The sequence below is a fragment of the Geodermatophilus dictyosporus genome, from assembly GCF_900115505.1.
Taxonomy (GTDB): Bacteria; Actinomycetota; Actinomycetes; order Mycobacteriales; family Geodermatophilaceae; genus Geodermatophilus; species Geodermatophilus dictyosporus.
Genome location: NZ_FOWQ01000007.1, coordinates 112,734 through 132,947 on the forward strand (window position 1 = coordinate 112,734; position 20,214 = coordinate 132,947).

Consider the following 20,214-nt stretch of genomic DNA (forward strand, 5'->3'; position numbering starts at 1 on the left):
TGCCCGCCCCGCGCCCGACCATCCTTCGCTCGCCCCACCCGCGGGCACGGTCACCTGCCTCAGCGTTCGCTGTTGAGCTCGGTCCGATCCCATCCCATCCCATCCGCCAGAACGGTCCCGGTCATGACCGAGGCGCACGAGCTCACAAGCGCTACGGCGACACCTCCGCCGTGCACCCTTGAGTCAGCGGTGCACTGGTGCATCGAGATGGGGGCGGAGCCGCAGAACGCCCGGTGGCGCACCGTGCTCGCCGGATCCGAGGAGGTCCACCAGCTGTACCGATCCTGGTCTGAGGACCCGTCACCGCCGACAGGTGGCCGGTGACGCCGGCCACCACCGCGTCGCGGCAGGATCCGGGCGCTCAGCCGGAACCCCACCCCGCGAGCGACCATCGGCAGAAGTGCTGGTCACGTGGGGTCTCCAGTCCCGGCCCACTGTGCCGGACCGCCCCCCGGTCGATCGTGCGAGGCGGGGGTCAGGGGTTCGATCTCCCTCGTCTCCACTCCTCCCGCACGGCACCCGACCTGCGGTCCTCCGGTCCCGATCGCCGGCGGTGCGGCGGAGTGCCGCAGCTCGTGCGGCGGTCCCGGACGACACTCGGTGAGCGTCCGTCCCGAGGATGGTGTACGCAGCGGTCACGGCCGCCTACGGTGCGCTGACAACCGTCCGTGGGAGGCCCCGTGTACATCCGCCCCGCTCTCGTCCCTCTGTCGGCCGTGGCCGCCCTGGCGCTCCTGCTGTCCGGCTGCGCCGGCTCGGACGGGGACGCCGGTGGGACCGCCGAGGGCGCCGAGCGGGTCTCGCCGCTGTCGGAGTACCTCGACGCGGTGTACGGCGGCGAGCTCTCCCCCGAGGAGCAGGAGCGCCAGTTCGCCGAGGAGCAGGCCCGGATCGAGGAACTCGTCGCGCAGTGCATGCAGGACCAGGGCTTCGAGTACACGCCCAACACGGCCTCGGGCACGTTCGTCTCCGGCGGCGAGAGCGAGTGGGAACCGGACGACCGGGACTGGGTGGCCCAGTACGGCTACGGCGCGGTCACGTCGCCGTTCACCGAGGAGCCGGTGCCGGAGGAGGAGTTCGTCGACCCCAACGCCGACTACGTGGCGAGCCTGTCGGAGTCGGAGCAGACGGCCTTCTACGAGGCGCTGCACGGCCCGGTGCCCGACGAGGACGAGCTCGCCGAGGACGGCTCCTACGAGTACGACTGGACGACCGCCGGCTGCCAGGGCGCCGCCCAGCACGAGGTCGCCGGTGAGGACCCCTCGCAGTCCGAGGAGTTCGAGCCCCTGTTCGAGGCCATCGACGAGCTCTACACCAGCACCGCGTCGTGGCCGGGCATGGCGGAGCTCGACGGCGAGTGGGCCGCGTGCATGGACGCCGCCGGTCACGGGGGTCACGCCACCCAGATGGACGCGCAGAACTCCGTCTACGAGGAGATGAACGAGATCTACGAGAGCGTCGGCACGTCGGAGGACGGCGTGCCGACCGGTGAGCCCGACCAGGCCGCGCTCGACGCGCTGGCCGAGCGGGAGGTCGAGCTGGCCCTGGCCGACCTCGACTGCCGCGAGGAGGTCGACTACCGCGACCGCTCCGCCGAGATCACCCGCGAGGTCGAGCAGCAGTTCATCGACGACCACCAGGCGGAGCTGGACGCGCTGGTCGCCGCGGCCGAGCGGGACTGACGGTGGCCGGACCGGACGAGCAGTCCCCCGGTCCACCGGCCGCGACCGGGGGGGAGCCCTCCCGGTGGTCGGCCTGGCTCGCGCTGCTCCACCGCAACCGCCCGCTGTGGGTCACCGCCGCGGTGGCGGTCGTCGCACTGGTCGCGGGACTGCTGGCCGGCCGGTTCCTGGTCGCACCGGACACCGCCGGGGACGAGGCGCCCGCCCCGGGTCTGGTGAGCGTGCCGGTGGCCTTCGGACCGCTGAGCAACGACGTCACCATCCGGGGCGAGGTCGGGTACGCCGACTCCGTCGAGGTCACCATCGACACCTCCGCCATCTCCGGTCCCGCGGTGGTGACCGGCCAGGTGCCGGAGGTCGGCTCCGAGCTCGACCCGCTGGAGGTCGCCCTCGAGATCGCCGGCCGCCCGGTCGTCGTGCTGCCCGGGGAGCTGCCGGCCTACCGGACCCTGCGCGTCGGGGTCTCCGGACCCGACGTCGTCCAGTTCAAGGAGGCCGTGCGCGCCGTCGGCCTGGACGCCGGCGACCCGGCCAGCGACGTCTTCGACCAGACCGCCGCGGCAGCGGTCACCGCGCTGTACGCCCAGGCCGGCTACCCGGCACCGGCTCCCGAGGAGGGCGCCGAGGACGGCGTGCTCGGAGCGCAGGACGCCGTGCGGAACGCCGAGCAGACGGTCGCGGCCGCGCAGGCCGAGCTGACCAGCGCCCGGAGCGGCCCGTCGGCCGTCGACGTCCGGGAGGCGGACAACGCCGTCGCCAGTGCCCAGCGCGCACTGGACGCCGCGCTCGCGGCCACCCCCGACGACAGGCAGACGATCGGGGACCTGCGGGACACCCTGGCCCTCGCCCAGCTGCGGCGCCAGGAGCTCGACGCCCCGGCCGACACCACGTCGCAGCGTGCCCAGCTGACCGCCGCGCAGGAGCAGCTCGCCCAGGCACGCGAGGAGCTGACCCGGGCGCGCGAGGCCGCCCTCCCGGCACTGCCCGCCGGTGAGGTCCTCTACCTCACGCAGCTCCCGCGCCGGGTGGACGCGGTGGAGGCGCGCCGCGGCGCGGTCCTCGACGGTGCGGCGATGACCGTGTCGGGAGCCACCCTCAGCCTGTCGGGCACCGTGGCCGTCGCGGACGCCCGGCTGCTCACGGCAGGGATGACGGCGGCCTTCGAGCTGCCCGACGGCACCGAGCACCCCGCCACGATCACCGAGGTCACGCCGGGCGAGGGCGAGGAGGCACGGTGGACCGTGCAGCTGGAGCCCGCCCCGCTCTCACCCGAGCAGGTCACCGAGCTGCAGGGCGCCAACGTGCGGGTCGGCATCCCGGTGGGTGCGACGGACGGCGACGTGCTGTCCGTGCCCCTGGCCGCGCTGAGCGCCGGCCCCGGCGGGGAGTCCCGCGTCGAGGTGGTCGAGGGGGACCCCCGCGACGGCGCCCGCGCCGAGACCCGCGTGGTCGTGGTCGAGACCGGGCTGGCCGCCGACGGCGCCGTCGAGGTCCGCCCCGTGGAGGGCGACCTCGCCGAGGACGACCTCGTGGTGGTCGGCCGGTGACGGCGGGACCCGCGGCACGGGCCGCCGCCCCGGCGACCGAGCCGCTGCCCGCCGCGCTCCCCGCCCCGGTCCCGGCCATCGAGCTCCGGGACGTCACCCGGTCGTTCCCGGGGCCACCGGAGGTGCAGGCGCTCAAGGGCGTGAGCCTGTCCGTCGCCGACGGCGACTACGTCTCCGTCACCGGCCCCAGCGGGTCGGGCAAGTCGACGATGCTCAACATCCTCGGGCTGCTCGACCGGCCCACGGTCGGTGAGTACCGGCTCGGCGGGGTGCTGACCGGGTCGCTCGACGAGGACGAGCGGGCCGCCGTGCGCGCCGGGCACCTCGGCTTCGTGTTCCAGGCCTTCCACCTGATGCCCCGGCGCAGCGTGCTGGAGAACGTGCTCCTGCCCATGCTCTACAACGGCACCCCGCGTGCCGAGCGCGAGCCCCGGGCCCGCGAGGCCCTCGAGCGGGTGGGCCTGCGGCACCGCATCGACTTCCTGCCCGGCGCCCTCTCGGGAGGAGAGCGCCAACGGGTCGCCGTGGCCCGCGCCGTGGCCTCGCGACCGCGCGTGCTCCTGGCCGACGAACCGACCGGCAACCTCGACCAGGCCACGTCCGCGGGGATCATGACCCTGTTCGAGGAGCTGCACACCGGCGGGCTGACCCTCGTGGTGATCACCCACGACGGGGACGTGGCACGGCGGGCCTCGCGCCGCGTCCGGCTCGCCGACGGTCGCGTGAGCGAGGCGGGGTGACCGGTCCGGCCACCCCGCCCTCCCGCACCCGGCGCCTGCCCCGGCCCCACCGGCCGGCTCGGCTGCGCCGGCCCCGGCGGCCGGTCGCCACGCCCGTCAGCCGGCCGGTCGCGCCGGCCGACCGGTTCCGCTTCCCCGACCTGCTCGGCGAGGCCACCGCGGACATCGGCTCCCGGCCCGGGCGACTGGTGATGACGATCGTCGGCACCGTGCTGGGCATCACCGCGCTGGTCGCCACCATCGGCCTCGCCCAAACCACCGCCGCCCAGATCGCCCGCCAGTTCGACGCCAACGCCGTCACCCAGCTCGTCGTCACCCCGAGGACCGCGAGCACCGGCGGCGGGACGGCCGTCGCCGCGACGGCGCTGCCCTGGGACGCCGTCCCCCGGCTGGAGCGGCTGGCCGGGATCGAGTCGGCGGCCCTGCTCGCGGAGGTGCCGCTGCCCGAGGCGGTCGTCACGGCGGTGCCGGTGAACGACCCGTCGCAGCCGCCGAGCGCGCCTCCGCCGGTCTACGCGGCCTCCGACGAGCTGCTCGACACCCTGGGCGGGCAGTTGTCCACCGGACGGTTCTTCGACGCCGGACACGACCTGCGGGCCGACCGGGTGGCGGTCCTGGGCGCCCGGGCCGCCGAGCGTCTCGGCGTGCTGCGGGTCGACACCCAGCCCTCGGTGTTCATCGACGGCGTCGCCTACGCCGTGGTGGGCGTGGTCGCCTCGGTCGACGCCCGGGCGGAGCTGCTGGGCGCGGTCATCCTCCCGACCGGGACGGCCCGTGCCGACTTCGGCCTGCCCGCTCCCGGCGACGCCCAGGCCCGCATCGCGATCGGGGCCGGCCCGCAGCTGCGCACCCAGGCCGCGCTGGCGCTGGCCCCCGACGACCCGGAGAGCCTGGAGGTCAACGCCCCGGACGGCCGGTCCGAGCTCGGGCGCGACGTGCAGGCCGACGTGAACGAGGTGTTCGTCGTCCTGTCGGTGATCGTGCTGCTCGCCGGCGGGGTCGGCATCGCCAACGTGACCACGCTGTCGGTCGTGGAACGGGTCGGGGAGATCGGCCTGCGCCGGGCGATCGGCGCCACCGGGCGCCAGATCGCCGGGCAGTTCGTCGCCGAGTCGGTCGTCGTCGGTCTCCTCGGCGGCCTCATCGGCTCGGCGCTGGGCGTGTTCACGGTCGTCGGCATCTCCGTGGTGCGGGACTGGACGCCCGTGGTCGACCCCTGGATCGCCCTGGGCGGCGCGCTGCTCGGTGCCGTCGTCGGCCTGGTGGCCGGCGGCCTCCCGGCGCGCCGCGCGGCCAGGATCGAGCCGGTCGACGCCCTCCGCGGAGGCACCTGACCGCCGCCCGGGGGCCTCGACCCGGCCGGTCCGACCCGCCCGGCCCGGACCGTGCCGGGCGGGTCAGGCCGGCAGCGGCGCGGTGCGGCCCGCGCGGGCGCGCAGCCAGCCGATCAGGTCGGCGGGCGGCAGCGGCCGGCTCAGGTGGTAGCCCTGGACCTGGTCGCAGCCGAGGTCGGCCAGCGCGTCCACGGTGGCCTGGTCCTCCGCGCCCTCGGCGACCAGCCGCAGCCCCAGCGCGTGGGACAGCTGCAGCGTCGAGGTCACGATCGCCTGGTTGCGGGGGCTCTCGACCATGGTGCCGACGAACGCCCGGTCCAGCTTCAGCTCGGTGACCGGCAGCTCGGCGAGGTAGGCGAGGCTGGAGTAGCCGGTGCCGTAGTCGTCGATGGCGATGCCCACCCCGGCGTCCCGGAGCCGCCGCAGCACGGCCACCGCGCGCTCGCGGTCCTCCATGAGCAGGCTCTCGGTGACCTCCAGGACCAGCGCCGACGCCGGCAGCCCGTGCACCCGCAGGCGGGCGGCGACCTCGTCGGGGAACCGCTCGTCGACCAGGTTCGAGGGGCTGACGTTGACCGCGACCTCCAGCGGGTGGCCGTCGTCGGCCCAGGCCCGGGTCTGCGCCAGCGCCAGGTCCAGCACGGCGACGGTCAGCTCGCCCATCAGCCCGGAGGACTCGGCGACGTCGATGAAGGCGTCGGGGTAGAGCAGCCCGCGCTGCGGGTGCTGCCAGCGCACCAGCGCCTCCACGCCCGCCACCGCGTCGCCGCCCAGGTGCAGCTTGGGCTGGTAGTGCAGCACCAGCTCACCCCGGCCGAAGGCGGCGCGCAGCTGCTCGGCGAGCTCGAGGCGGTGCCGGCCCTGGCCGTCGCGCGCCTCGTCGTAGAGCGCGACGCCGGTCCGGTGCCGCTTGGCTGTGTACATCGCGAGGTCGGCCATCTGCAGCAGCTCCTCGGCGGAGCCGGCCTGCGCGGGTCCGACCGCGACGCCCAGGCTGGCGTCCACGGTCAGGTCCATGGCGCCGGCGGGGAACGGCTCCCGCAGTCGGTCGCGCAGCCGCTCGGCGAGGGCGAGGGCGCCGTCGGCGTCGGTGTCCCGGGCGACGACGACGAACTCGTCGCCGCCGAGCCGGGCCAGGACGTCGGTCGCGCGCAGGTCGGCGGCCAGCCGCGGGCCCACCTGGCGCAGCAGGGCGTCGCCGGCGGCGTGCCCGAGCGCGTCGTTGATCTCCTTGAACCGGTCGAGGTCGACCAGCAGCACGGCCACCTCGGCGCCGGCGGTCAGCTCGTCGTCCAGGTGTGCCAGCGCCTCGTAGACGCCGCGCCGGTTGACCAGGCCGGTGAGCTCGTCGGTGCGGGCCTGGCGGCGGCTGTCGGCCAGGGCGCTCACGTCGCGCACGGTGAGGGCGGTGCGGGCCAGCGCGGCCAGGACCGCGCCGAGGGCCAGCCAGCCGGCCAGCGGCTCGCCGGTGTCGAGGTAGCCGTGCAGCAGGAGCGCCAGCGCGCCGAGCGCGCACGCCCCGGGCAGCACCAGCGTCACCGCGCCGTGGGGGCGCCGGGCGGGCTCCTCGGCGGGGCGGCGGCCGGCCGCGGCGCCGAAGCAGGCGAACGCCAGCGCCCAGCCGAGGTCCACGGGGCCGCCGTCGACGTAGGTGCCCGCGGCGAGCTGGAAGGCGTAGACGGTGTCGACGACGGCGAACAGGCCGACGCCGCCCGACAGCCACCACCACGCCGCGCCCGCCCCGCGGCCGGTGACCGCGATGCCGCCGGCGACCAGGGTGAGCAGCGCCAGGTCGGCCACCGGGTAGGCGAGGCTGACCAGCACCACGGCGACGTCGCCGTCGGCGGAGCGGACGGCGGCACCCAGCGCGAACGCGGCACCCAGGGCGGCGACGGTGAGCCCGACGACGAGCCCGTCGAGCCAGGTGCTGGCGGTCAGCCGGGACAGCCGGTCGCGCAGCATCCACACCAGCGCGGTGTAGGCGAACGGGTAGAACAGCACCCAGCCGAGGTCCTGCCACGCCGGGTAGGGGATGACCGCCATCTGCTGGTAGTGCAGGAGGTAGGCGAGGTTGCCGCCCTCGAAGGCGCACATCCCGAGCGCGAAGGCCGTCCAGGCCCGGCGGTCGGTCGGGGAGGCGACGGCCCGGCAGAACACGACGCCGATGACGGCGACCAGGAACACGTGCTGGCACCAGCCGTCGAGCAGGGTCGAGATGCCCGTGGACGAGCGCACGCCGGGCACCAGCGACACCAGGTAGGGGACGCCGGTGACGGCGGCGACCACCTGCAGCGCACGGCTGAGGGCCGCGAGGGGGACCCGGGACCGGGTCGGGGGGGTGGTCTCGTCGTGGTGCACGGGACCGGCATCGGCGTCCCCGCGGGGCTCCTCGAGCCGGCCGGCCGCGAGACCACCCCTCCGGGGGGCACCGGCCGGTCGCGGCCGCTCCCTCGTCCCCCGGGACCGCCCGGCGGGAGGGTGGGAGAGTGGGCGTCGTGACTGAAGCGACCCCCGCACGCCGTGCCGTGCTGCACACCAACCACGGCGACATCACCGTCGACCTGTTCCCCGACCACGCGCCCAAGACGGTTGCCAACTTCGCGGACCTGGCCGAGGGACGCCGTGAGTGGACCCACCCGCGCACGCGCGAGAAGACCACCGACCGCCTCTACGACGGCACCGTCTTCCACCGGATCATCGACGGCTTCATGATCCAGGGCGGCGACCCGCTCGGGCAGGGCATCGGCGGCCCCGGCTACCAGTTCGGCGACGAGATCCACCCCGAGCTGGCCTTCACCCGGCCCTACCTGCTCGCGATGGCCAACGCCGGCCCGGGCACCAACGGCTCGCAGTTCTTCATCACCGTCGCCCCCACCCCGTGGCTGACCGGCAAGCACACGATCTTCGGCGAGGTCGCCGACCAGGCCAGCCGCGAGGTCGTCGACCGGCTCGGCAAGGTGCCCACCGCCCGCGGTGACCGGCCGGTGGAGGACGTCGTCCTGCAGTCGGTCGAGGTGCAGCGCAGCTGACCGCCTCGCCGTCCGACGGGGGCACCGGCGACGTCCCGGCGCCGGTGCCCCCGCCGGCCACCTGCTACCGCCACCCGGACCGGCCGACCGGCATCCGCTGCACGCGCTGCGACCGGCCGATCTGCCCCGAGTGCATGATCCCGGCCTCGGTCGGCTTCCAGTGCCCCGACGACGTCCGCGCGGGCAACGCCGGCGTCCGCGCGGCCCGCCCGGTCCCGCGCTGGACCGCCGCCCGCCGCCGGTTCGGCCCGGTCACCGCCGCCCTGGTCGCGGTCAACGTCGCCGTCTTCGTCGTCACGGCCGTCTCGGCGGTCTCGGTGGGCAACCCGCCGCTGGACAACTGGCGCTCGCCGGTGTTCGCGGAGTTCTCCCAGATCCCGGTCCAGGTCGTCCTCGGCGAGGACTGGCGGCTGCTCACCGCGGCGTTCCTGCACATCGGGATCACCCACCTGCTGCTGAACGTGCTCAGCCTGCTGGTGTTCGGCCCCGAGCTCGAGCGCCGCCTCGGGTGGGCGCGCTACCTCGCCGTCTACCTGCTCTCCGCCCTCGGCGGCGCGGTGGTCATCCAGCTGTTCGGCGAGCCCGGACGCGCCGTGGCCGGTGCCTCCGCGGCCCTCTACGGCCTCCTGGGCGCCCTGGGCGTGCTCATGCTGGCCGCGCGGCAGGACCTGCGCGGGCTGCTCACCCTGCTGGCCATCAACGTCGTCATCAGCTTCCTGCCCGGCGTCTCGCTGCTCGGACACCTCGGCGGGCTGGTCGCCGGCGTCCTGGCCACCGGCCTGCTGGTGCTCACCCGGCGGCGCGGGTGGGGGCAGGCGGCCGGCCTGGTCGCGCTGGCCGCCGTCCTGCTCGTCCTGGCCCTCGCCGTGCCGACCCCCGTGGCGGGCCTCGGCCTGTAGCCGTCAGCCCGGGCGCAGGTCCTCCAGCGCCCGGGCGACGGCGGCCGGGTCGGTGCCGAGGTCGCGGCGGCCCAGCAGCACCAGCGTGCCGTCGTCGTCCGGGCCGCCGGCCGTGTCGAGCTCCAGCAGCCGCGAGCGCACCCCCAGCCGCCGCGTCGTGCGCAGCCGCACCCGCAGCACCGGCCAGGGCAGGCGGGTGCGGCCGCCCAGCGTGCGCACCTCCACGCCCGCGGCGTCGGCCCACAGCCGCGGGCGGAGGACGACGTCCCGGGCGGCCAGCGCCAGGAGCAGCGCGGCCGCCCCGCCGACCAGCACCCGGCCGACCGCGTCGAGGCCCAGGGCGGCCAGCGCGAGCAGCACACCCCCGAGCGCCAGGGTGACCGTCTCCGCCGTCCGCGCCGTCCACTGCACGTCCCCAGCCTGCCGGACGGGCGGGTGTCCCGCGGCGGGCTGCATCCACAGGCCCCCGGACCTGGGGACGAGGGGTGCTCACCAGGGGAGTGCCCAGTTCGGCCCGCGTGTCGACCGCTCTGGCGCAGTCCTCCGGTAGCGCTCGGTGACCGGATCGGGCAGGCTGTCTTGTCGACACATCCACAGCTGGGTACACAGCTGGGGACAAAGCACAGACCTGTAGTTACTCGGCCGTCCTCCTCGCCACACGCGCCCCACGGCCGACATCCGCGCAGGTCAGCGGCGTGCAGTCGAACACCCGTTCTCCACACCTGGTGGACAACCCTGGGGGCGGAGCGCCATGTCGACCTGTGGACCCACCGACCCCTGTGCACAGCGGCCGCCACCCCCGGGGACGTCGTCCCGCCGGGCCTGGTGTAGACCCCCGGGAACGCGACGAGGCCCCCGTCCCCAGGGGGACGAGGGCCTCGTGGCGGCGAGCGCCGCGGTCAACGCCAGCGCATGGACATGACGAGGCCGAGCACCATCGCGCCGAAGCCGATGGCGAAGTTCCAGGCGCCCAGCGACACCATGAAGGGGATCTGGTCGCCGGCCACGTAGTAGACGACGATCCACAGCAGGCCGAGCACCATGAGCGTGACCATCAGCGGCGCGTACCAGCGCGGGCTGGGCTGCACGGCGCGGGCACGCGCGGCCTGCGGCTGCAGCACGCCCTCCGGCGGCGTGTAGACCGACTTCTTGCGCACCTTGGACTTGGGCACGGTTCTCGACTCCTGCTCCCCGGGCACCGGTCCGTCGCGACCGGCACGTGTCCCCGCCAGCCTAAGCTGCAGGGGGACGGCGACGGCCGCGCCGACGGCCCGACCCCCCTCCCGTGTCCCAGGAGCCCCCGTGACGCCTCTCGTGCCCCGCCCGGCCGGCCGTCCGGCGGACCGTGCGGCCTGGGGCGCCCTGGTGCCCGTGGTGGCGCTCGCGGCCGGGCTGCTGTTCGCCACGTCGGGCCAGACCGCCCAGGGCAGCGACCTGCGCGCCGGCGACGTCACCGAGCTGTCGACCCTCATCGACCAGCGCAGCGAGGTCATCGCCGCCCAGGAGGAGCAGCTGGAGCAGCTGCAGGCGCAGACCGAGGCGCTCACCGACCAGGCCGCCTCGCGGGACGGGGCGGTCGCCGCCGCGCTGGCCGAGGGGGACGGCCAGGAGCTCTCGGCGGGGCTGGTGGCGCTCACCGGCCGGGGGGTGGAGATCACCCTGGACGACGCCCCGCGCCGTCCCGACGGCAGCCTGCCGGCCGGCGCCCGCCCCGACGACGTGGTCATCCACCAGTCCGACGTGCAGGCCGTGGTCAACGCGGTGTGGGCGGCCGGCGCCGACGGCGTCGCGATCATGGGCCAGCGCCTGGTGGCCACCAGCGCCGTCCGCTGCGTGGGCAACGTGCTGCTGCTGCACGGGCGCACGTGGTCCCCGCCGTTCGTGGTCACCGCGATCGGCGACCCCGCGGCCATCCGCGCGCAGCTGTACTCCTCACCGCAGGTGCAGCTGTTCCTCCAGGCCGTCGACCGCTACGGCCTGGGCTTCGCCGTCCGCGAGCAGGCCGACACGGCGCTCCCTCGCTACGACACCCCGCTGACCATGGAGCACGCCACCGCCGCCGACGGCTGACCGTGTGCGGTGTACACAGGTCGTGTGCGCCGTCCGGTCCTCGTCGTCGACAACTTCGACAGCTTCGTCTACAACCTGGTCCAGTACCTCGGCCAACTCGGCGTGGAGTGCGTCGTCCGGCGCAACGACGCCGTGGGCGTCGACGAGCTCGCCGACCTCGACGTGGCCGGGGTGCTGCTCTCCCCCGGCCCCGGCACGCCCGCCGGCGCCGGCGTGACCGTGCCCATGGTGCGCGCGGCCGCCGAGGCCGGGACGCCGGTGCTGGGCGTGTGCCTGGGCCACCAGGCCGTCGCCGAGGCCTTCGGCGCCCAGGTGGTGCGCGCACCGGAGCTGCTGCACGGCAAGACCAGCCAGGTGCTGCACGACGGCACCGGGGTGCTGGCCGGCCTGCCCTCGCCGTTCACCGCCACCCGCTACCACTCGCTGGCCGTCGACCGCGGCACCGTGCCCGCCGAGCTCGAGGTCACCGGCACGACGCCGTCGGGGATCGTCATGGCGCTGCGGCACCGGGAGCTGCCGATCGAGGGCGTGCAGTTCCACCCGGAGTCGGTGCTCACCGAGGGCGGCCACCGGATGCTGGCCACGTGGCTGGCCTCCTGCGGCCTGGCGCCCGACCCGGACGTCGTCGAGGCCGCCGCCGCCGGCGCACGCCGGCTGTCGGCCGCCGTCGGCTAGCGGCCCCGCACGTGCCGAGGGGCCCCTCCCGTCCGGGAGAGGCCCCTCGGCGCGTCCGCGGCCGGTGTCAGCCGGTCGGTGAGGGGCCGGTCGTGGCGGCGGGGGGACCCTGTCGGTAGACCAGGAGCGTGATCTCGCCGTCGGGCGCCACGGCCTGCCCGGGCTCGGGGTCGCTGCCCGCCACCGTGCCCGGCGTCTGGCCGGCGTCGGCGGGGGTGTCGACCGTGGTGACGGTGCCGGTGAAGCCGGCCTGGGTCAGCGCCTGCCGGGCGGCCTGCTCGGTGGCGCCGACGATCGCCCGCGGGATCGTGATCTCGCCCGGCCCGCCGGACACCTGCACGGCGATCGCGTCCCCGGCGGCGGCCTGCTGCCCGGCGGCCGGGTCGGTGCCGAGGACGGTGCCGGCCGGCTGGTCGGACTCGACCTCGGTGACGCCCACGTTCGTGAAGCCGGCCGACTGCAGCGCCTGCCGGGCGGCGTCCTGCGTCTGGCCGGCGACGTCGGGGACGACGTCGGTGCCGTCGGAGACCGACAGCGTGACCGTCGTGTCGGGCGCGACGGCGCTGCCCTCCTCGGGGTCGACGGCGACGACGGTGCCCTCCTCCGCCAGGGAGTCGGTGTCGTCGGAGTTCACGCTGCCGGTGAACCCCGCGTCCTCCAGCGCCGTCCGCGCCCGGTCCACGTCGAGGTCGACGACCTGCGGGACCCGGACCGTGTCGGGCTCGACGCCCACCGTCAACGCGACCTCGGTGCCCTCCTCGACCTGTGCGCCGCTGGCCGGGTCGGTGGCGAGCACCGTGCCGACCTGGGCCTCGTCCTGGACCTGCTGCTGGGTCACCTCGCCGGCGACGGTCAGCCCGGCACCCTCGAGCGCCGCGCGGGCCTGCGCCTCGGGCTGCCCGACGAGGTCCGCCGGGACGGTCACCCGGGCGGCGGCCTGCGGCTGCTCCGCCGGGTCCTCGCCGGCGTTGACCAGCAGCGCGATGCCGACGACGGCGCCGACGAGCACGAGCGCGCCGACGACCAGGGCGACCACCCGGTTGCGCTTGCGCCGGCGGGCGGCCTCGTCGTCGTCCCAGTCGTCACTGCCGCCGGGGAGGCCGGGGGTGGCGCCGAGGATGGTGGTCTTCTCCGCGTCGCCCATGACCGGCGTGGCCTCGACCCGCTGCCCGGCCAGCGCCCGGAGCAGGTCGTTGCGCATCTCCGCGGCCGACTGGTAGCGGTTGGCCGGGTTCTTGCTCAGCGACTTGAGCACGATCGCGTCGAGCTCCGGCGGCACGGCCGGGTTGACCGACGACGGCAGCCTCGGGTCCTCGCGGACGTGCTGGTAGGCCACCGACACGGGGGAGTCGCCGGTGAACGGCGGCGCACCGGTGACCAGCTCGAAGAGCAGGCAGCCGACCGAGTAGACGTCGGAGCGGGCGTCCACGGCCTCGCCGCGGGCCTGCTCGGGGGAGAGGTACTGCGCGGTCCCGATGACCGCGGCGGTGGAGGTCATCGTGGCGGCGGAGTCGGAGACCGCCCGGGCGATGCCGAAGTCCATCACCTTGACGGTGCCCTCGGGCGTGATCATCACGTTCCCGGGCTTCACGTCGCGGTGCACGATGCCGTTGCGGTGGCTGAAGTCGAGCGCGGCGCAGATGTCGGCGGTCAGGCTCATCGCCCGCTCCGGCTGGAGCACGCCCTCGCGGCGCAGCACGTCGCGCAGCGTCTCGCCCTCGACGTACTCCATGACGATGTAGGGCGTCGCGCCGCTCGTCGTCCGGTCCTCGCCGGTGTCGTACACAGCGACGATGGCCGGGTGGTTGAGCGAGGCCGCCGCCTGCGCCTCGCGGCGGAACCGCACCTGGAAGGACGGGTCGCGGGCGAGGTCGCTGCGCAGCACCTTGACGGCGACCTCGCGGCCCAGCCGGAGGTCGCGGCCCAGGTGCACCTCCGCCATGCCACCGCGGCCGAGCACCCCGCCGATCTCGTACCGCTCACCCAGCACCTGGGGGGTGGTCATCGGGGATCCTCTCGGGCGGTGCGGGAGCGCGCGGGCGGGCGCGGGCGCAGGATGGCGCCGGGGACGGGCGCCGTCCCGGCGGGCAGCGTAACCGCCGGGACGCCCGGTTCCCGGGCACCGCGGGGGAGCCGTGTCACTCGGGCCGGCCCTCGTCCGCTCCGGCGCCGGGGCCCTGCTGCCCGGCGGGCGCCTGGTTGGCGTTCCCGTTGCCCTCCGCGGGCGGCGTGGTGGTGGTCACCGCGGGCGGCGGCGCCGACGTGCCGGCCTGGGTGGTCGACGGCGCCGCGGTCGTGGTCGGCGCCGTGGTGGTCGGCTGCGGCGCCGTGGTGGACGGCTGCGGCGCCGTGGTGGTCGTGGTCGGCGTCGGCGCCGGAGCGGTGCCGCCCCCGCCGTCGCCGTCGTCGCCCTGGTCGCCGTCCTCGGTCGGCTCGGCGTCCCCGCCGCCGTCCCCGGAGTCCTCCTCCTCGACCGTGTAGCCGTCGGAGGCGACGGTGAGGGTGACGACGGTGCCCGCGTCCACGGTGGTGCCCGCCGGCACGACCCCGGCGACGTCGTTGGGGGCCAGGTCGACACCCAGGTCGGCCAGCTGCTCGCCCGTGGCCTCGGCCCGGGACACCTCCAGCCCGGCCTCGAGCAGGTCGGCCTCGACGTCGTCGGCGTCCTCGCCGATGAGCTCGGCGGCGGCCGGCACCGCCACCTGGGCGGCCGCCGGGGTGGTCGCCGCGGACGTCGGCGCGCTGGTGCTGGTCGGGTCGGCGGTGCCGGCGTCGTCCCCGTCCCTGCCCAGGAGGAGGAAGGCGCCGGTGAGCAGGCCGGCGAGGAGCACCAGCCCGACCGCGATCCACAGCCCCCGGCGGTTCCCGGAGGACCGGGCGGCGGGCTCGTCGTCCCAGCGCCGGTCGTCCTCGTCGTCCACCGGCGGGCCCTGCAGCGGCGGCATGGTGCGCGCGTCGGCCGCGTGCCGCCCGCCGGTGCGCGGCCCGGCGGCCGCCGCGGCGGCACCGGCAGCGGCGCCCGCGGCGGCCCCTCCCGCGGCCGCGCCGAGCACGCGGGTGCCGTCGTCGGCGACCTCGGGGATCACCTCGGTGGCGGCGGCCGCGGCCAGCCCGGTGGCGGGGGAGACCGGCGCGCCGCCGGCGGCCACCGCCCGGACGGCGGCGGCGAAGTCGGCCCCGTCGGTGAACCGGTCGGCGGGGTCCTTGGCCAGCGCGCGCTCGATCAGCTGTCGCACGCCCACGGGGACGTCGGCGGGCAGCGGCGGCGGGGGCCGGTTGATGTGCGCCAGCGCGACGGCGACCTGGGAGGTGCCGTCGAAGGGCCGTCCTCCGGTGAGGCACTCGTAGCCGACGACGCCGAGGGAGTAGACGTCCGAGGCCGCGGTGACCTCCATCCCCTGCGCCTGCTCGGGGGAGAGGTACTGCGCGGTGCCCACGACCATGCCGGTGCGGGTGAGCGGCGTGGCGTCGCGGGTGCGGGCGATGCCGAAGTCGGTCAGCTTGACCACGCCGTCGGGCCGCACGATCAGGTTGCCCGGCTTGATGTCGCGGTGCACGACGCCGGCGGCGTGCGCGGCCGAGAGCCCGTCGGCGGCCTGGCCGAGGACGTGCAGCGTCCAGTCGACCGGCAGCCGCCCCTCCTCGTGCAGGATCGTGACCAGCGGCTTGCCCTCGACGAGCTCCATGACGAGGAACGCCAGCTGGTGGCCGCGCTCGTCGTCGGTCTCGCCGTAGTCGTAGACCGAGGCGATGTTCGGGTGCGACAGCGCCGCGGTGTGCCGGGCCTCGTTGCGGAACCGCGCCACGAAGCTCGGGTCGCCGGTGAACTCGCTGCGCAGCACCTTGGCGGCCACCACGCGGTCGAGGACCCGGTCGCGGGCGCGCCAGACCTCACCCATGCCGCCGGTGGCGATCGGCTCGGTGATCTCGTAGCGGCCGGCCAGCACCGTGCCGGTGGACAGGGCCATCAGCCCCCCTGCCCTTCGAGGTAGGCCTCGATCACCTCGCGGGCGATCGGGGCGGAGGTGTCGCCGCCGGTACCCCCGCCGTTCGCGACGAACACCGCGACGGCGATCTGCGGGTCGTCGGCCGGGGCGAAACCGATGAACCAGTTGTGGTCGGGCACGTCCTCGGCCACCTGCGCGGTGCCCGTCTTGCCGGCGACCGTGACGCCGGAGACCCGTGCGGCGCGGCCGCTGCCGTTGGCCACGACGCTCTCCATCATCTCCTGCAGCTGGTCGGCGACCTCGGGGGTGACCGGCTCGGAGAGCTCCTCCGGGTCGGCCCGGTCGATGACCGTCAGGTCGGGCGCGCGCACCTGGTCGACCAGGTAGGGCGTCATGAGGGTCCCGTCGTTGCCCACGGCCGCGGCGACCATCGCCGCCTGCAGCGGGGTCATCCGGACGTCGCGCTGGCCGATCGAGCTCTGGCCCAGGGCGGCCTCGCTCTCGATGTCACCGACGCTGCTCCCGGCGGTCTGCACCGGGATGTCCAGGGACTCCCCGGTCATCCCGAAGCCCTCGGCCATCTCCCGCACCGCGTCCTCGCCGAGGTCGATGCCCAGCTGGGCGAAGGCGGTGTTGCAGGAGATGGTCAGCGCGTCGATGAGCGACTGCTCCTGGCTGCTGCTGCAGGAGGAGTTGCCGAAGTTGCGCAGCTGCGTCGAGGTGCCCGGCAGGGTGAGGGTGTCCGGCGCCGGGACCACGGTGTCGGGCGTGTACTCGCCGCTCGCGAGGGCCGCCGCGGAGACGATGACCTTGAAGACCGAGCCGGGCGGGTAGTTGTCCTGGATGGCCCGGTTCAGCCGCGGGTCGGTGTCCATGGCGTCGAGCTCGGCGGCGTAGTCGCGGATGGCGCCGGGGTCGTGGCTGGACAGCCGGGCCGGGTCGTAGGTGGGTGTGCTGGCCATGCCGAGCACCGCGCCGGTGGCCGGGTCGAGCGCCACGACCGCGCCGGTGGCGCCGTCGAGCTGCGTCATCGCGGTCTCCTGGACGGCGGGGTCCAGCGTCAGGACGACGTCACCCCCGGCCGGGTCGCGGCCGGTGAACAGGTCGGCCAGCCGGCGCAGCGCCAGCCGGTCGTCGGAGCCGGCGAGCACCTCGTTCTCCGCGTCCTCGACCTGCCAGGCGCCGTAGAGCAGGGAGTAGTAGCCGGTGACCGGGGCGTACACCGGGCCCTGCGGGTACTCGCGCAGGTACTCGAGGGTGTCGTCGGTGGGCGTCGACAGCGCCACCTCGGTGCCGTCGACGACGATCGAGCCGCGCTCGCGCGAGTACTCCTCGGTGAGCACGCGGGTGTTGCCGGAGTCCTCGCGCAGCTCGTCGGAGCGCACGACCTGGATGTAGTTCACGTTGACGATCAGCAGCGTGAACAGCACGAGCACGCTGATCGCCACCCGGCGCAGGGGTGCGTTCACGGCGTCACGACCTCGGTGGGCGCCTCGCCGATGGCCTGCTTGGGCGGCGCCGGCGGGGCGGCCGGTCGGCGCGCGGCGTCGCTGATCCGCACCAGGATGGCGACCAGCCCGAAGTTGGCCACCAGCGAGGAGCCGCCGTAGGCGACGAACGGCGTCGTCAGGCCGGTCAGCGGCAGCAGGCCGGTGACCCCGCCGAGGACGACGAACAACTGCCAGGCGACGGCGAACGCCAGCCCCCCCGCGAGCAGCTTGCCGAACGCGTCGCGCACGATCAGCGAGGTGCGCAGGCCGCGCTCGACCAGGATCAGGTAGACGACGATGAGCGCGACCAGGCCGAACAGGCCCAGCTCCTCGCCGAGCGCGGCGGCGATGAAGTCGCTCTTGGCCACCGGCACCTGGTCGGGGCGCCCGCCGCCCAGCCCGGCGCCGAACAGGCCGCCGGTGCCCAGGCCGAACAGCGACTGGACCAGCTGGTAGCCGCCCTCGTCGCGGTAGGCGAAGGGGTCCAGCCAGGTGTCCACGCGCACCCGCACGTGCCCGAAGAGCTGGTAGGCGAGGAACGCGCCGGCGGCGAACAGGCCCAGGCCGATGAGCAGCCAGCTGGACCGCTCGGTGGCGACGTAGAGCATCACCACGAAGATGCCGAACAGCAGCAGCGAGCTGCCCAGGTCGCGCTCGAAGACCAGCACGAGGATCGACAGCGCCCACGCCACGAGCACCGGTCCGAGGTCGCGGGCGCGGGGGATCTCCAGGCCCATCACCCGGCGGCTGGCCAGCGCGAGCACGTCGCGCTTGTCGACCAGATAGGACGCGAAGAAGACGATCAGGCAGATCTTGGCGAACTCGCCGGGCTGGATGCTGAAGCCGGCGACGCGGATCCAGATCTTGGCGCCGTAGACCTCCGAGATCGAGGCGGGCAGCACGGCCGGCAGGGCCAGCAGCACCAGCCCGATCAGCGCGAGGGTGTAGGCGAAGCGGGCCAGCAGCCGGTGGTCGCGCAGGACCACCAGGACGGCGATGAACAGGCCCGCGCCCACGGTCGCCCACAGCAGCTGCACCGGGGCGTCCCCGCCGGAGGCGCCCTCGACCTGCTCGTCGGCCAGGTCGAGCCGGTGGATCATGGTCAGCCCGAGCCCGGACAGCAGCGCCACCGCGGGCAGCAGCAGCGGGTCGGCGTAGGGCGCGAGCGTGCGGACGACGAGGTGCAGCACCGCCCAGATGGCGGCGAACCAGGCGCCGAAGCCGGCCAGCTCCGCGCGCAGCGACCCGGTGACGGTGAGGTCGACGATGCTCTGGGCGGCGAGCGTGATCAGCACGGCGAAGCCGAGCAGCGCCAGCTCGGTGTTGCGCCGGGTCGGGGTCTCGGTGCCCGGCGCGCTCGCGCGCGGGTCGGTGGAGGGGCCGCTGGTCACTCGGCCTCCCGGCAGTCCACTCCCGGCTCGGGCGTCGTCGTCGGGGCGGACGAGGTCGTCGTGGCGGTCGTCGTCGGGGGGGCGGTCGTGGGGGTGGCCTCGGGGCTCGGCGCCGCGCCGGTCCCGGGCGCGGCCTCGGGCAGCGGCAGGGGCTCGGAGGTGGGCGCGGCCGAGCTGCCGGCGGCCGGCGAGGGACAGGCGGGCAGCGCCATGGTGCGCAGCTCGTCGACGATCCGCTGGGCGTCGTCGGCGCCGTCGGCCTCGATGCCCCGGCGCACGCTGTTCTGGTCGTAGGAGCTCAGGTCGTCGAGCGCGATGTCGGTGACGTCGTCGACGCGGTAGAGCTCCAGGCCCAGCGGAGCGGTGTAGAAGCCGCGGAAGACGGCCACGCGGTCGCCGCCGTCGGCGGCCTCGACCCCGACGAACCAGTGGGTGAGCACCCACAGCCAGGTGGCGATCCCGCCGGCCACGAGGACCAGCACCGTCCCCACGACGAGGAACAGCCGCCGCCGAGGGCGGCGGCGGTCGGAGGGTGCGGCGGCCGTGGGTGCTGTCGGCGGGGGTGGTGGAGCCGGCGGCGGGTCGGCCAGCGCGGCCCTCCCGGCGGCCGACCGGGGGTCCACCTCGCGCTGCCCGCGGTTGTCGCCGGCCGCGCCGTCGACGACCGGCTCCATGGACGTGCCGGTGCCGGTGTCCTCGACGACGTCGGCGACGATCACGGTGATGTTGTCCGGGCCGCCGCTGCGCAGCGCGAGCTCCACGAGCCGGTCGGCGGTCGACTGCGGGTCGGGGTCCTTGAGCGCCTCGGCGAGGGTCTCCTCGCTGACCACCCCGGACAGGCCGTCGGAGCACAGCAGGTAGCGGTCGCCGGCGCGGGCCTCGCGCATGGACAGGTCGGGGTCGACGTCCTGGCCGTTGAGCGCCCGCAGCAGCAGCGAGCGCTGCGGGTGGTGGTTGGCCTCCTCGGGCGTGATGCGGCCGTCGTCGATGAGCGTCTGCACGAACGTGTCGTCGTGGGTGATCTGGGTGAAGACGCCGTCGCGCAGCAGGTAGGCGCGGGAGTCGCCGACGTGGCACAGCGCCAGCCGGCCGCCGGCGAAGAGGACGGCGGTGAGCGTGGTGCCCATGCCCTCGAGCTGCGGGGACTCGCGGATCACCTCGCGCAGGTGCTCGCTGCCGTCGAAGACCGCCTCGCGCAGGGCCTGCAGCATGTCGCCGCTGGGGGCGTCCTCGTCGAGGTGCTCCAGGGCCGCGATCACGACCTTGCTGGCGACGTCGCCGGCCGCGTGCCCGCCCATGCCGTCGGCCACGGCGAGCAGCCGGGGCCCGGCGTAGACCGAGTCCTGGTTGTTGCCGCGGACGAGGCCACGGTCGGAGCGGGCGGCGTAGCGCAGCGCGAGACTCATCGGA

16 protein-coding genes are annotated in these 20,214 nt (G+C 75.5%); 8 read left to right on the forward strand and 8 right to left on the reverse strand.

Going from position 1 to position 20,214, the window contains the following annotated elements; translation table 11 throughout:
• The first annotated feature begins 680 nt into the window (after window positions 1-680).
• From BMZ33_RS16605 to BMZ33_RS16620, 4 genes are read left to right on the forward strand one after another with little or no spacing between them, the layout of a single operon-like run.
• Window positions 681-1,682 carry a hypothetical protein gene (locus tag BMZ33_RS16605; RefSeq protein WP_169064456.1) on the forward strand — a complete coding sequence of 334 codons (1,002 nt, stop codon included), beginning with the start codon at window positions 681-683 and terminating at the stop codon, window positions 1,680-1,682.
• A gap of 2 nt (window positions 1,683-1,684) precedes the next feature.
• Entirely contained in the window at window positions 1,685-3,229 is a 1,545-nt protein-coding gene (locus BMZ33_RS16610) for an efflux RND transporter periplasmic adaptor subunit (protein WP_169064457.1), read from the forward strand.
• Window positions 3,226-3,969 (forward strand): ABC transporter ATP-binding protein, encoded by a 744-nt coding sequence (locus tag BMZ33_RS16615; protein ID WP_091113103.1) that lies wholly within the window; start codon window positions 3,226-3,228, stop codon window positions 3,967-3,969. Before BMZ33_RS16610 ends, BMZ33_RS16615 begins: the two co-directional genes overlap by 4 nt.
• Window positions 3,966-5,303, forward strand: a complete 1,338-nt coding sequence (locus BMZ33_RS16620) for an ABC transporter permease (RefSeq protein ID WP_169064458.1) — start codon at window positions 3,966-3,968, stop codon at window positions 5,301-5,303. The genes BMZ33_RS16615 and BMZ33_RS16620 overlap by 4 nt, the downstream gene beginning before the upstream one ends.
• A 63-nt stretch (window positions 5,304-5,366) precedes the next feature.
• Here the strand turns inward: BMZ33_RS16620 and BMZ33_RS16625 are convergent, their stop codons facing one another.
• The gene (locus BMZ33_RS16625) at window positions 5,367-7,661 is read right to left on the reverse strand and encodes a putative bifunctional diguanylate cyclase/phosphodiesterase (RefSeq protein WP_091113106.1); all 2,295 of its coding nucleotides are present in this window, start codon (window positions 7,659-7,661) and stop codon (window positions 5,367-5,369) included.
• Between the two features lie 137 nt (window positions 7,662-7,798).
• Here BMZ33_RS16625 and BMZ33_RS16630 point away from each other — a divergent pair, with 137 nt between their 5' ends.
• Entirely contained in the window at window positions 7,799-8,332 is a 534-nt protein-coding gene (locus tag BMZ33_RS16630; protein WP_091113639.1) for a peptidylprolyl isomerase, read from the forward strand.
• A gap of 134 nt (window positions 8,333-8,466) precedes the next feature.
• Window positions 8,467-9,231, forward strand: coding sequence for a rhomboid family intramembrane serine protease (locus BMZ33_RS16635; protein ID WP_091113642.1), 765 nt, complete (start codon window positions 8,467-8,469; stop codon window positions 9,229-9,231).
• Between the two features lie 3 nt (window positions 9,232-9,234).
• On the opposite strand, the gene BMZ33_RS16640 is transcribed toward BMZ33_RS16635, so the two are convergent.
• Window positions 9,235-9,642 (reverse strand): PH domain-containing protein, encoded by a 408-nt coding sequence (locus BMZ33_RS16640; RefSeq protein ID WP_169064460.1) that lies wholly within the window; start codon window positions 9,640-9,642, stop codon window positions 9,235-9,237.
• A 488-nt stretch (window positions 9,643-10,130) separates the two neighbouring features.
• A complete protein-coding gene (gene crgA, locus BMZ33_RS16645) occupies window positions 10,131-10,403 on the reverse strand; it encodes a cell division protein CrgA (RefSeq protein ID WP_091113111.1) in 273 nt (90 codons plus the stop codon).
• A 130-nt stretch (window positions 10,404-10,533) separates the two neighbouring features.
• Between crgA and BMZ33_RS16650 the strand changes: the two genes are divergently transcribed.
• Complete coding sequence (locus BMZ33_RS16650; protein WP_169064461.1) at window positions 10,534-11,301, forward strand: DUF881 domain-containing protein; 768 nt, start codon at window positions 10,534-10,536, stop codon at window positions 11,299-11,301.
• 24 nt (window positions 11,302-11,325) lie between these two features.
• Complete coding sequence (locus tag BMZ33_RS16655) at window positions 11,326-11,976, forward strand: aminodeoxychorismate/anthranilate synthase component II (RefSeq protein ID WP_169064462.1); 651 nt, start codon at window positions 11,326-11,328, stop codon at window positions 11,974-11,976.
• 67 nt (window positions 11,977-12,043) lie between these two features.
• Here the strand turns inward: BMZ33_RS16655 and pknB are convergent, their stop codons facing one another.
• The 5 genes from pknB to BMZ33_RS16680 all read right to left on the reverse strand — a co-directional run bounded on the left by pknB (window position 12,044) and on the right by BMZ33_RS16680 (window position 20,210).
• Entirely contained in the window at window positions 12,044-13,981 is a 1,938-nt protein-coding gene (pknB, locus tag BMZ33_RS16660) for a Stk1 family PASTA domain-containing Ser/Thr kinase (protein ID WP_091113119.1), read from the reverse strand.
• A gap of 133 nt (window positions 13,982-14,114) precedes the next feature.
• Window positions 14,115-15,944, reverse strand: a complete 1,830-nt coding sequence (locus tag BMZ33_RS16665; protein ID WP_091113123.1) for a serine/threonine-protein kinase — start codon at window positions 15,942-15,944, stop codon at window positions 14,115-14,117.
• A complete protein-coding gene (locus BMZ33_RS16670; RefSeq protein WP_091113125.1) occupies window positions 15,944-17,392 on the reverse strand; it encodes a peptidoglycan D,D-transpeptidase FtsI family protein in 1,449 nt (482 codons plus the stop codon). The genes BMZ33_RS16665 and BMZ33_RS16670 overlap by 1 nt, the downstream gene beginning before the upstream one ends.
• A complete protein-coding gene (locus BMZ33_RS16675) occupies window positions 17,389-18,804 on the reverse strand; it encodes an FtsW/RodA/SpoVE family cell cycle protein (protein ID WP_091113128.1) in 1,416 nt (471 codons plus the stop codon). The genes BMZ33_RS16670 and BMZ33_RS16675 overlap by 4 nt, the downstream gene beginning before the upstream one ends.
• Window positions 18,801-20,210, reverse strand: coding sequence for a PP2C family protein-serine/threonine phosphatase (locus BMZ33_RS16680; protein ID WP_091113132.1), 1,410 nt, complete (start codon window positions 20,208-20,210; stop codon window positions 18,801-18,803). Before BMZ33_RS16680 ends, BMZ33_RS16675 begins: the two co-directional genes overlap by 4 nt.
• Window positions 20,211-20,214 lie beyond the last annotated feature (4 nt).

Excerpts from the sequence above, each read along its gene's own strand:
- BMZ33_RS16635 (WP_091113642.1), top strand. The coding sequence starts at position 8,467 with ATGATCCCGGCCTCGGTCGGCTTCCAGTGCCCCGACGACGTCCGCGCG.
- pknB (WP_091113119.1), bottom strand. The coding sequence starts at position 13,981 with ATGACCACCCCCCAGGTGCTGGGTGAGCGGTACGAGATCGGCGGGGTG.
- BMZ33_RS16665 (WP_091113123.1), bottom strand. The coding sequence starts at position 15,944 with ATGGCCCTGTCCACCGGCACGGTGCTGGCCGGCCGCTACGAGATCACC.
- BMZ33_RS16680 (WP_091113132.1), bottom strand. The coding sequence starts at position 20,210 with ATGAGTCTCGCGCTGCGCTACGCCGCCCGCTCCGACCGTGGCCTCGTC.